This window comes from Anabaenopsis sp. FSS-46 (assembly GCF_029891665.1).
Classification (GTDB): Bacteria; Cyanobacteriota; Cyanobacteriia; order Cyanobacteriales; family Nostocaceae; genus Anabaenopsis; species Anabaenopsis arnoldii.
Genome location: NZ_JANQDG010000087.1, coordinates 1 through 12,765, shown reverse-complemented (window position 1 = coordinate 12,765; position 12,765 = coordinate 1). Strand labels below are relative to the sequence as shown.

Sequence of the window (12,765 nt, the reverse complement as noted above, 5' to 3'; positions counted from 1 at the left end):
ATTAAACTGTGGGATGTAAAGACGGGTAAGTTCCGCGACACCCTCAGTGGACATTCTGGCTCGGTTTGTTCTGTAGCATTTAGCCCGGATGGTCAAACCCTAGCTAGTGGGGGTGATGACAAGACTATCAAACTCTGGGATGTGAACACAGGTAAGGTTCGCCACACCCTCACTGGACATTCTGACTGGGTGAGGTCTGTAGCATTTAGCCCGGATGGTCAAACCCTAGCTAGTGGGAGTTATGACAAGACTATCAAACTGTGGGATGTGAGGACAGGTAAGCTGTCTCACACCCTCACTGGACATTCTGACTGGGTGAGGTCTGTAGGATTTAGCCCGGATGGTCAAACCCTAGCTAGTGGGAGTTATGACAAGACTATCAAAATTTGGCGGTTAAGGTAATATTAACATCTCCAAAAAATAAATATGCGTTGTCAAACATTGTTGCGCGCAGATATCTATTACATTTTTAGGAGGAGCAACATTTCTTAAGTTAAACACCTTATGCTGAATATTCCTCAACTACTGGCGACTGAATTAAACCTCAAACCTGAACAAATCGAAAACGCCTTGGAACTGTTAGCAGAAGGTGCGACGGTTCCTTTTATCGCACGTTACCGCAAGGAGCGCACAGGGGAAATGAACGAGGTACAACTGCGGGACTTGTTTGATCGCTATGCTTATTTAACAGAGTTAGCAGAACGCAAGGGGGTAATTCTCAATGCGATCGCCCAACAAGGTAAACTCACAGAAGAACTCAAAGCCAAAATTACATCCTGCTTACAAAAAACAGAATTAGAGGATTTATACCTACCCTATCGACCAAAAAGGCGCACCCGTGCTACCATTGCCAGGGAAAAGGGTTTAGAACCTTTAGCCCAGTTGATTAAATCTCTCAATGTCCCTCAAAGTCCCACAGCACCACTAGAAACAGCAGCAATGCAGTATGTTTCTCAGACTCTGGAGGTGAAAACACCACAGGAAGCACTCAAGGGCGCGGCTGACATTTTAGCGGAAGAAGTGGCAGAAAAAGCGGAGTTAAGGGCATATCTGCGTGATTATTTTCTGGAAAAAGGGGTATTTATCTCTCAGATCAAGAAAGATTATCCCGAAGGTACAACCAAGTTTGAGATGTACCGCAACTATCAGATGGGGGTAAAAAATATTGCCCCCCATAACCTCCTGGCTTTGTGTCGCGGTGAAGCGGAGGGAATCTTAAATTATGAAATTGCTTTTGATGAAGATATTGTACTCAACTATCTAGAAGCAAGGGAAATTAAAACCAAAAATCCCACAATTCGGGAATTTTATCAAGCCATGGTCAAAGACGCATTTAATCGGCTGATGAAAACCTCCATTATGGGTGAGGTGATTTCCCAGAAAAAAACCTACGCAGATATAGAATCAATTCAAACCTTTGAGGCCAACCTGCGAGAGTTACTGTTATCTGCACCCGCGGGAATGAAACCCACACTGGCGATTGACCCTGGTTTTAGAACCGGGTGTAAAGTTGTGGTACTTGACGAAACAGGAAAATTTTTAGCCTACCAAGCGGTGTTTCCTCACCAAGGGTCAGCACAACGGGACAAAGCTGTACAAACTCTCAAAAATTTAATTACACAATATCAAATCAGGTTAATTGCGATCGGTAACGGTACAGCTTCCCGGGAAACCGATGAGTTTGTGAACCAGGTCTTACAAGATATAGACCCCAAACCCATTAAAGTTATCGTCAATGAATCGGGAGCATCAATATATTCTGCCAGTAAAGTGGCATTAGAAGAGTTTCCTGATTTAGATATTACCGTGCGCGGTGCTATTAGTATCGGTCGCCGGTTACAGGACCCCCTAGCGGAACTAGTAAAAATTGACCCTAAATCTATCGGTGTGGGACAATATCAACATGATGTTGATCAAAAGTTGCTGAAAAAGAAACTTGATGAGACTGTGGAAAGTTGCGTTAATTATGTGGGGGTGGACTTAAACACCGCCTCTAAGGAATTGTTAACTTTTGTTTCGGGAATTACAGCCACAGTAGCCAATAACATCGTCACCTATCGCAACGAGCATGGAGCCTTTAAGAACCGCAGACAATTATTAAAGGTGGCGAAGTTGGGACCCAAGGCTTTTGAACAAGCTGCGGGTTTTCTGCGGATTCGTGGCGGTGATAACCCTTTAGATAATACCGCAGTCCATCCCGAAAGTTATTCTGTGGTGCAGGCGATCGCCGCTGATTTGGATATATCCTTAAATCAGATTACAGAAATTGCAGCCAAGCTGAAAAAAACCAACCTCAAGAAATACGTCACCGACGGCATTGGGGAACCTACACTCAGGGATATAATCAGGGAACTGGAGAAACCAGGTAGAGACCCCCGCGCCGAATTTAAATACGCCACCTTTAGAGAAGGAATTACAGAAATTAGTCATTTACAGGTAGGGATGGAATTAGAAGGAATAGTTACCAATGTGGCTAACTTTGGCGCTTTTGTGGATATTGGCGTACATCAAGATGGTTTAGTGCATATTTCCCAACTAGCTGATAGATTTGTCGATGATATCCAGAAAGTTGTTAAAGTGGGACAAGTTGTGAAGGTGCGGGTATTGGAAGTTAACGAAAAGTTGCACCGTATTAGTTTATCGATGAAAGCTGTTAAGTAATAAAGCCATTATTTTAGTGTCTTTGTAGACTACAAAGACACTCTCACCCTAATGGTATAAACATAATCCCTCTTATTCAAGATGGAAAATATAAGTATTGATCTGAAAATAATACCAGGAATCGTCAAGAATCCATCTGTTGTTTTTAGGTAAAAACAATGTGGGGAACACTTTTAACGGTCATAGCCACAGCCTTGAGCTTGTTAATTGTCGATTTAGTTGTACCGGGTGTAAGTCTTGCTAATTTTCCAGCAGCTATGATTGCTGGTTTAGTCATTGGTTTGATCAACAGTTCCATTAAACCAGTCCTTGCTGCTTTATCTTTACCCCTTAACTTCCTCACCTTCGGAGCATTTTCCCTAGTAGTTAACGGTTTTTGTTTCTTGTTAGCTGCGGTGGTGGTTCCGGGGTTCGCAGTCCGGGGAGTTCTCGCCTTTTTTCTGGGTCCGGTAATTTTATCTTTTGCTAATACCTTCATTAACAAGTATTTGGCTGAAAGATATCCTGTTTTAAGCAGTAGTGATGTTAATAGCCAAGGCGAATTACCCTCCAGATAAGCATCCTACACAATTTGCACAAAAACCTCATTAAATAAAATCGCCAAATCATGAAAATCGGTCGCTTACTTTTAGGTTTATTCCTTCCTCCTTTAGGTGTGTTTCTCACAGTTGGCGTTGGTCCAACTTTGTTAATTAACATTTTACTCACACTTTTAGGCTGGCTTCCCGGTAGCATCCATGCAGTTTGGGTAATTGCTAAACATGAAGAACTCAATCAACAAGGACGTAGTTATTAAATTAAAATGAGCGTCTCCATTTAAAGAGGGTGGTAATTAACCACCCTGATTTCTTGGCTGATGAATTTCTCTCAACATTTGTTAAGACTACTTACGAGTTAGTTCCTCCTGTTTATTATCAGTAGGTGTCTCATCTTTAAAAATCTCAGCAGTGGATAGTAACAACTCCCGTAAAGTTTGTTTAATTTGACGCTCCTTTCTGGCCATAGCAGCGCCAGCTTCCCCTAGTTTATCTTCTAGGTGCGATCGCTTTTCTTCCACTTGTGTCGCCATAGCCTCAGCTTGGGGACGAGCCTGATCATACCACTGTTTTGCCTCATCTAGATAATCCTTAACCTCACCATCCCGGCCCCCATAACGCGCAGCCAAATTCGCCCGGACAATAGCTAATTGAGCTTGCAATTGCGCATAACGTTTCTTAAGTAAAGCTACCTCCTCACTATCTTTAATGGTATTAATAGCAGAAGCGATCGCATTTTTAGTATCCTCAGTTTTATCCTTGCTAGTCTCTGCAATTTCCGTTAAAATACCATCAACTTCTTGCTGAATTTGTTCCTCTTCACTATCCAATTGTGCTTGTAGCTTCTTGACTTCTCCTTGAGTTTTTACAATAGTGTCATGTCGTTTGCTATTAACCCCTTCCAACGCCCCCTCAATGCAAGCTGTGACATCTTCCTTAATTTCCGCCCCCCTGTGTTGAAAGTTTTCCACCACAGCAAAAACCGCATCTTTTACTAGATAACGAATATCACTAGAACCTGCTTTCAGTTCCGAACTAAGCTGAGAAACAGCAGATTTAACAATTTCCCGAATCCGCTGAGTTCTTAACTGTCCAGTTTCTTTAACCTGTTGCAAATCGATAGTAATTTGCTCCTTAACATTCTTCGACATTTTTAACCTTTCCTATTTAAATCACAAACATGAATGACACAAACAAGATCCTCTATGTGCATTATGGTAGATAGTTATAAAAATAAACACATCCCAGAGATAGAAAATCCTGATAATTTACGACTAAAGCATCTCATACCTAATAGATAAGTAAGTTGGCATTAAAATTTGTCGTTATGACAAGGGAACAGGGAACAGGGAACGGGGAACAGAGAAGAGGTTTTGCGACACTTTACTCTTCGTTACATACTGCGGTTTTTTTCTGTTCACCTACTTACCCCTAGAATCAAATCTGCGTAACGGTAAACCTCAAAAATATGTACCACCCATGTGAGATAATAAGTATTAATAGCTAGTAAATGAGAGAAATTATGTGGCGGGTAAATGTAACTTGTTCCGGTGACGCTTGGAAACAACACGGCGCTAACTTCAAAAGCATATCAGACAAATATCAAGGCGAATGTATTTCTTCTAAAAAAATGCCAGATGGTACAAGAATCATGGCATATAAAATAGAAGATGTCAGCGATGCAGAAGCTTTTCAAGAAGAGTGTACCAACTTTGCCGGGTTTACAGCTGACTTTGAAGCCCTGTAACATTCCCCAGCATCTATAATATTGAAGCAAACACGATTATAGTCCCGTAGGAGAATTTTGGTGGATTCCCGATATAACCCAGCAGACATTGAGGAAAAATGGCAACAAACATGGGCAGAACTTGGCCTAGATAAGACATCTGCAAATACTAAAATGCCAAAATTCTACGCCCTTTCCATGTTCCCCTATCCATCGGGCAGCCTCCACATGGGTCATGTCCGTAATTATACTATTACCGATGTAATTGCACGCCTCAAGGGAATGCAAGGATATAGGGTACTCCACCCCATGGGTTGGGACGCTTTTGGTTTACCAGCAGAAAACGCCGCCATTGACCGGGGAGTACCACCAGCCCAGTGGACTTATCAAAACATTGCCCAAATGCGGCAGCAATTAAAGCGTCTGGGTTTGTCTATCGACTGGGACAGCGAAGTTGCTACTTGTTCACCAGACTATTATAAGTGGACACAGTGGATTTTCTTGCAGTTCTGGCAAGCCGGGTTAGCATATCAAAAAGAAGCAGCAGTAAACTGGGACCCCGTAGACCAAACTGTGGTAGCTAACGAGCAAGTAGATAACGAAGGTCGTTCTTGGCGCAGTGGGGCGAAAGTTGAGCGAAAACTATTACGCCAGTGGTTTTTAAAGATTACCGACTACGCTGAAGAATTACTCAACGATTTAGATAAATTAACCGGTTGGCCCGAACGGGTCAAGTTAATGCAAGCTAATTGGATTGGTAAGTCTACAGGCGCTTATTTAGAATTTCCCGTAGTGGGAAAGGATGAAAAGGTGGCTGTCTACACCACACGCCCAGATACAGTTTATGGTGTTAGCTATGTAGTATTAGCTCCCGAACACCCTTTAACCCGTGTGGTCACCACCCCACAGCAAAAACCAGCTGTAGAAGCATTTATTCAAGAAGTTTCCCAGCAAAGCGAGTTAGAACGCACCGCTGAAGACAAACCCAAGCGCGGTATCCCCACTGGTGGCCAAGTCATCAACCCTTTTACCGGGGAACAAGTACCCATTTGGATCGCCGACTATGTACTGTATGAATATGGTACCGGGGCAGTTATGGGTGTACCTGCTCATGATGTGCGAGATTTTAAATTTGCCCGTGTTTATAATTTACCCATTGAGTTTGTCATTGCTTCCCCCGATGATGTGGCAGATTTTGACCTAACGCCCACATCACCCACAGATGAAATCACCAAAGTTATTAATATTGAATACAATCAGGCATATACTGAGCCAGGAATTTTAATTAATTCCGGGTCTTTCACCGGTATGAATTCCACAGATGCCAAAGAGGCAATCATTAAATATGCTGAGTCAGAAAATTTTGGTAAACTGCGAATACAATACCGCCTGCGAGATTGGTTAATTTCCCGACAACGCTACTGGGGCGCACCTATACCAGTTATTCACTGTCCCAATTGTGGCATAGTACCAGTCCCCGATGAGGATTTGCCCGTCAGGTTACCAGAAGAGGTGGAATTAACCGGGCGTGGGGGTTCACCTTTGACTCAGTTGGAAAGCTGGGTCAATGTTCCCTGTCCTAGTTGCGGTACTCCCGCTCGCCGAGAAACCGATACCATGGATACCTTTATTGATTCTTCTTGGTATTTCCTACGCTATCCCGACGCTCAGAATACAGAACAAGTTTTTGACCCCGCTAAAACTAATGACTGGATGCCTGTAGATCAGTATGTGGGTGGTATTGAACACGCTATTTTACACTTGTTATATTCCCGGTTCTTTACTAAGGTGCTGCGGGATAGAGGTTTACTTAACTTTGATGAACCCTTCGCCCGGTTGTTGACTCAGGGTATGGTACAGGGTTTAACTTATATGAACCCCAATAAGAGCGGTAAAGATAAATGGGTTCCCTCTCATTTAGTCAACCCAGCAGACCCCCGCGACCCCCAAACAGGTGAACCATTACAACGCCTCTATGCCACTATGTCTAAGTCTAAGGGTAATGGTGTAGCACCAGAAGATGTGATTAGTAAGTATGGTGTGGATACGGCGCGGATGTTTATCCTGTTCAAAGCACCCCCAGAAAAGGATTTGGAGTGGGACGAAGCAGATGTAGAAGGACAATTTCGGTTTTTAAATCGGGTATGGCGCTTGGTCACAGATTATGCTACCGCTGGGGTATGCAGGAAAAAGCCAGAACTTTCTGATTTAACTAAGCCAGAAAAGGAATTACGGCGCGCTATTCACACCGCTATTCAAGGAGTGACGGAAGATTTACAAGATGAATATCAATTCAATACCGCTGTTTCGGAATTGATGAAGTTAAGTAATGCTCTCACTGATGCTGAGTGCAAAAATTCCCCTATTTATGCTGAGGGAGTTCAAACTTTAGTGCTCATGTTAGCTCCTTTTGCCCCCCACATTGCTGAGGAATTGTGGCAGTCCTTGGGTAATACTGGTTCTATCCACACTCAGACTTGGCCATCTTTTGACCCCGGAGCTTTGGTAGCTGAGGAAATTACTTTGGTAATTCAGATTAACGGTAAAAAACGTGCAGATATTCCCGTCCCCGCACAAGCTGATAAGGCGGAGTTAGAAAGATACGCCCGTGAGTCTGAGGTTGTGCAACGTTACACTGAGGGTAAGGAAATTAAAAAGGTGATTGTGGTTCCCGGAAAGTTGGTGAATTTTGTAGTTGCTTAATAATTTAGTCTGTTAGGTGGGTTAGGGTTGACTTAACCCACTATTATCGCTTGATTCCTGAAATTGTATCAGCTTCTCGTTAGTCTCCCGCTAGTCACCGCCACATCGGGATAAAAGTATTTTTTCCATGGTTATATCTGTAGCTTGATATCTACAATATACACTTCACAAAAGCCACCAGTTAGAGCATTATCTACGGGTTTGAAGAAGATGAGAAATGTGATTATGGTTGCGTGTACCATCACTTATGGAACTTTCTCACCCTAATATTATTAGCGTTTATAGCCTTTTTCAGGCTCATCAAGTACACACCAATTCCCAATTCCCTGTTCCCTGTTCCCTGTTCCCTGTTCCCTCAAACTAAAAAAAATGTACCTCACGAGCATGGGAAATGCTATATATTGACAGGGTTACCCAATTTTAACCGGAAAAATTAATAATATTTAAATGTTGCACATCCTCTAAAGTTGTGCCATATTCAATCTAATTCAACAAAGGAAACAATGAAAAAAATCCTTCAGATGACCTTTTTGAACAAGACATATTTTGATTAGAGATACTTATCTAAAAATGTTAATTGATGCACGCAAATTACCCCAAGATGAAAGTCTGGAAACTGAAGTTTGTATTGTTGGATCTGGTCCAGCAGGTATTACTTTAGCGCGTGAATTAGCTGGGAAAGATTTTCGGGTGATTTTATTAGAAACTGGTGGATTAAATTTTGATCGTCATGCTCAATCACTGACTTTAGGTGAAAGTGTTAATAATCATTTTGACACCTTAGAAAGTCAGCGTTGTTTTCAGTTCGGCGGTACGGCTAACTTTTGGAAAATTCGCCTAGGTAATAATGTCATTGGTGTTAGGTATGCCCCATTAGATAAAATAGACTTTGAAAAGCGTGATTGGCTACCTTACAGTGGTTGGCCTTTTGATAAATCTCATCTCGATCCTTTTTATAAACGCGCTCATCAACTTTGCCAACTGGGAAATTTTAGTTATGATGCTCAGGACTGGGAAGAAGCTCAAACTCCTTGTTTGCCATTTTCTGGGAATGTAACTACTAATATGTTTCAGTTTGGCCCTCGTGCTGTATTTACCCATGATTCCCGTGAAGTACTTCAGCAAGCCAGAAATATTACCACATATCTCAATGCTAGCCTAGTGGAAATTGAGACAGATGAAACAGCCACAAATGTAACTCGTTTAAGGGTGGCTTGTTTATCTGGCAAAGAATTTTGGGTAAGTGCCAAATTTACTATACTAGCAACAGGTGGTATAGAAACAGCACGTTTATTATTACTATCAAATAAAGTGCAAACAACTGGGTTAGGTAATCAAAATGATCTAGTAGGGAGATTCTTTATGGATCATTCTTTAGTTCATGGTGGTAAATTGATTCCTAGTAATCCAGAGATTTTTCGCAAGACAGCTTTATATGATTTGCGGCGGGTTAATAACATTCCAGTCATGGGTAAGTTAACTTTGACAGAAGAATGTATGCACCATCAACAATTACTAAATATTAGTACATTAATGTTTCCTATTCCCAAACTACATCAGTTAAAAGCTGCAAATTCTCTGAAAACACTGCTGTCATCAATACATAAACCACAAGTACATCGAAATATTGGCAAACACTTAAAAAATATTGTTTTGGGTCTTGACTATATCTTACCTGCTGCTTACGGAGCAATTATCAAGCAGGAACCTTTTGTTCCTAGTCTGGCTTGGAGTGGTTGGTCATATATTCCAGATAAAGAAAGACGATTTGCCGGTTTTACCCTTCTACAAATAGCTGAACAAGTCCCCGACCCTGACAATCGTATAACACTGACTGGCGATCGCGATCGCCTCGGTCGTCAACGAGTCAAGTTACACTGGCGTTGGAATGAAATTGATATTGAACACATCAATAGAACCCAAGATATTTTACAACAAGAAATTGCTCTGGCTGGCATTGGTGAGTTACAAATTGAACGAGATGGCAATTTACCAAAATTAATCCATCCTGGTTTACATCATCACATGGGAACAACAAGGATGCATGATGACCCGAAACAGGGTGTTGTTGATAGAAATTGCCAAGTTCATGGTATTTCTAACCTATTCATCGCCAGTAGCTCTGTGTTTCCTACAGGAGGTTTTGCTAATCCTACACTTACCATTGTTGCTTTAGCCATGAGGTTAGCTGACCATATCAAGAATATTATGGCAGTAAATTAATTGCTTCCCAGCATTTTATCCCGTAAATGTTTAATGCGATACCTAAAATTTATTCTTAGTGATTATTGCTACTCCAAATCTTTCTCACTAATTCCAGCATCCTTCAAAATGCTTTTTAAAGTTCCTTTTGGCAAATCACGATTACTATGAACTGGAATGGAAAGGATGACTTCAAGATCCTTTTTTCCATAAATGTAATGGCTACCAGTAATTCGTTTTAGCTCCCAGCCATATCGTTCCACAACCTTGCAAAGTTCCTTACCTGAAACAGATTTCATAGAGATAGCTCAACCAATTGCTTTTCTGCTTCACTCGCCTCTCGGTCACTAGCAACATCTAACCAACCTTGAACAGCATCTTCAAGCATTTCTAGTAGATGTTCGTAGCTGTCTCCCCAAGTGTGACAACCAGGTAAAGCAGGTACAGAACCGCACCAAACACCATCTTCCTGCCAAATTAATACTTTAATTTTCATAACCAGTACTCAAAATATTGTCATGCCTACATTTTAGTATTACGGGCGGGTTTACTAGTATGTTGACTTCCCCCCTTGTCTTCGGGGTCTTGCCTTCACCCATAAGCAAAACTTAACTTCCTAGCATTTTATCCCGTAAATGTTTAATGCGATCGCGCAATTTTGCCGCCTCTTCAAATTCCAATTTCTTGGCTGCTGCTTTCATCTGTTCTTCTAACTTCCCAATCAACTGCGGAATCTGTTCCAAGGGTAATTCATCTATATGTTCATCTACCACTTTTAAATCATTACCATTCAACCGGCGAGAAACTTCTAAAAATGATAAAATGGCATTACTTGACCTTTTAACAATAGATTGGGGTGTAATACCGTGCATCTGGTTATATGCAACTTGAATACCCCGCCTCCTGTCTGTTTCATCAATGGCTTTAACCATACTATCTGTGAGACGGTCAGCATATAAAATCGCCTGTCCCCGGACGTGACGCGCTGCTCTACCAATAGTTTGAATTAAAGAACGTTCAGCCCGTAAAAAGCCCTCTTTATCAGCATCCATAATTGCAACTAAGGAAACCTCCGGTAAATCCAAACCTTCCCGCAGCAAGTTTACCCCCACCAAAACATCAAAATTACCCCCGCGCAAATCTTGTAAAATCTCTATGCGCTCAATAGAATTAATCTCTGAATGCAAATAGCGCACCCGGATACTTTGCTCTTGGAGATACTCGGTCAAATCCTCCGCCATTTTTTTAGTTAAGGTGGTAATTAACACCCTTTCTTGGCGTTCTACTCTGTCTTTAATTTCCCCTAATAAATCATCAACTTGTCCTGCTGTGGGGCGTACAAAAATTTCCGGATCAACTACCCCAGTCGGTCTAATTACTTGTTCAGCAATATGACCCTGAGATACTTCTAACTCCCAATTTCCTGGGGTGGCGGAAACAAAAATACACTGATTCACTTTTTGCCAAAATTCTTCTGCTTGTAACGGTCGGTTATCAGCAGCACTAGGAAGACGAAACCCATGGTCAATTAACACTTTTTTCCTAGCTTGGTCACCGTTATACATACCGCGAAGTTGTGGTACTGTAACGTGTGATTCATCTATGACTAATAACCAATCTTTAGGAAAATAATCAATTAAACATTCTGGGGGTTCCCCCGCCTTTCTTCCCGCTAAGTGACGCGAATAGTTCTCAACCCCGTTACAATAACCTACTTGTTGCAACATTTCCAGGTCATAGCGTGTACGCTGGTCTATGCGTTGTGCTTCTAAGAGTTTCCCCCCCTGTTCTAATTCGGCTTTGTGCTGCTTTAACTCCGCCGCAATATCATCACAAGCTGCTTCTAGGCGTTCTTCTGGGGTGACAAAGTGACGCGCTGGGTAAATATTCACAGTCTCTAAACTGCGGATAATTTCACCGGTCACCGGGTCAATATATCTAATAGCGTCGATTTCATCCCCAAAGAATTCTACCCGAATAATTCTATCTTCATAGGCTGGGCCAATTTCTAAGACATCCCCCCGGACGCGAAAACGTCCCCGACTCATTTCTACATCGTTACGACTATACTGTACTGATGCTAAATCGCGTAAAATTTGCCGCTGGTTTACTTCCATACCTATGCGCAAGGGAATGGCAGCTTTCAGATATTCTGCGGGAATACCTAAACCGTAGATACAGCTAATGGAAGCCACTACAATTACATCACGCCTTTCAAACAGCGATCGCGTGGCGGAGTGGCGCAACATATCGATTTCATCATTAATCGAAGATGTTTTTTCAATATAGGTATCTGTAACGGGAATATAGGCCTCTGGTTGATAATAATCGTAGTAGCTAACAAAATACTCCACCGCGTTATTAGGAAAAAATTCCCGCAATTCGTTACACAGTTGTGCCGCCAGGGTTTTATTATGAGCTAGTAGTAAGGTGGGCTTACCCACTTTTTCAATCACTGCGGCTATGGAAAACGTCTTACCTGTACCTGTAGCCCCCAGTAAAGTTTGGTAACGGTTACCAGCTGCAATACTGGCGCTCAGTTGGGCGATCGCCCGTGGTTGATCTCCTGTGGGAATAAAGGGAGCTTGCAGAGAAAATACTGTCATAAAATACTATATATCATGTTAACCATACTGTTGCTACTCTCCTGCTCAACTCAGGCAAGAATTAAAGTACTAAATAGCAATACTATTTTACAAAAATTTACATTCCCCTCATAATTTAACTTTTCTTATGTATCAGTGTCAAAGATACTAATATCATTACTTGGTTATTTCAGGTTACACTGCTATATAAATCCTAGACAAGTCTAGACATTTATTTCTTACTTCAATGGGAGCATGGGAGCGGTTATCCCTCAGTAAGCTTTCAAGGTTTAGCCAACCTCGATAAGTTAATTGCTGCGTTTAAATCCCTATCCATTGAATGACCACAACT

The 12,765-nt window shown here is 41.8% G+C and carries 10 protein-coding genes and 1 pseudogene; 7 read left to right on the top strand and 4 right to left on the bottom strand.

Annotated elements, in window-relative coordinates:
• The 4 genes and pseudogenes from NWP21_RS10325 to NWP21_RS10310 all read left to right on the top strand — a co-directional run.
• Positions 1–402 (top strand): annotated as a pseudogene (locus NWP21_RS10325) (WD40 repeat domain-containing protein); the annotation flags it as partial.
• 102 nt (positions 403–504) lie between these two features.
• The gene (locus NWP21_RS10320; RefSeq protein WP_280792626.1) at positions 505–2,661 is read left to right on the top strand and encodes a Tex family protein; all 2,157 of its coding nucleotides are present in this window, start codon (positions 505–507) and stop codon (positions 2,659–2,661) included.
• A 158-nt stretch (positions 2,662–2,819) separates the two neighbouring features.
• Complete coding sequence (locus NWP21_RS10315) at positions 2,820–3,218, top strand: phage holin family protein (protein ID WP_280792625.1); 399 nt, start codon at positions 2,820–2,822, stop codon at positions 3,216–3,218.
• A gap of 50 nt (positions 3,219–3,268) precedes the next feature.
• Positions 3,269–3,457, top strand: coding sequence for a YqaE/Pmp3 family membrane protein (locus tag NWP21_RS10310; RefSeq protein WP_271732145.1), 189 nt, complete (start codon positions 3,269–3,271; stop codon positions 3,455–3,457).
• Between the two features lie 87 nt (positions 3,458–3,544).
• Here NWP21_RS10310 and NWP21_RS10305 read toward each other — a convergent pair whose 3' ends face one another.
• A complete protein-coding gene (locus tag NWP21_RS10305; RefSeq protein ID WP_280792624.1) occupies positions 3,545–4,348 on the bottom strand; it encodes a histidine kinase in 804 nt (267 codons plus the stop codon).
• Positions 4,349–4,719: 371 nt separating this feature from the next.
• Here NWP21_RS10305 and NWP21_RS10300 point away from each other — a divergent pair, with 371 nt between their 5' ends.
• The 3 genes from NWP21_RS10300 (at position 4,720) to NWP21_RS10290 (ending at position 9,849) form a co-directional block, all read left to right on the top strand.
• Positions 4,720–4,944: a hypothetical protein gene (locus NWP21_RS10300; RefSeq protein WP_271732156.1), complete on the top strand. Its 225-nt coding sequence runs from the start codon at positions 4,720–4,722 to the stop codon at positions 4,942–4,944.
• A gap of 60 nt (positions 4,945–5,004) precedes the next feature.
• Positions 5,005–7,626, top strand: a complete 2,622-nt coding sequence (leuS, locus tag NWP21_RS10295) for a leucine--tRNA ligase (protein ID WP_271732147.1) — start codon at positions 5,005–5,007, stop codon at positions 7,624–7,626.
• A 570-nt stretch (positions 7,627–8,196) separates the two neighbouring features.
• Positions 8,197–9,849: a GMC family oxidoreductase gene (locus NWP21_RS10290; RefSeq protein ID WP_280792623.1), complete on the top strand. Its 1,653-nt coding sequence runs from the start codon at positions 8,197–8,199 to the stop codon at positions 9,847–9,849.
• A gap of 68 nt (positions 9,850–9,917) precedes the next feature.
• On the opposite strand, the gene NWP21_RS10285 is transcribed toward NWP21_RS10290, so the two are convergent.
• From NWP21_RS10285 to uvrB, 3 genes are all read right to left on the bottom strand, one after another.
• Positions 9,918–10,127 (bottom strand): type II toxin-antitoxin system HicA family toxin, encoded by a 210-nt coding sequence (locus tag NWP21_RS10285; protein ID WP_280792622.1) that lies wholly within the window; start codon positions 10,125–10,127, stop codon positions 9,918–9,920.
• Positions 10,124–10,324 carry a type II toxin-antitoxin system HicB family antitoxin gene (locus tag NWP21_RS10280; protein WP_271732150.1) on the bottom strand — a complete coding sequence of 67 codons (201 nt, stop codon included), beginning with the start codon at positions 10,322–10,324 and terminating at the stop codon, positions 10,124–10,126. The genes NWP21_RS10285 and NWP21_RS10280 overlap by 4 nt, the downstream gene beginning before the upstream one ends.
• A gap of 112 nt (positions 10,325–10,436) precedes the next feature.
• Positions 10,437–12,434, bottom strand: coding sequence for an excinuclease ABC subunit UvrB (gene uvrB, locus NWP21_RS10275; protein ID WP_280792621.1), 1,998 nt, complete (start codon positions 12,432–12,434; stop codon positions 10,437–10,439).
• Positions 12,435–12,765: the final 331 nt, after the last annotated feature.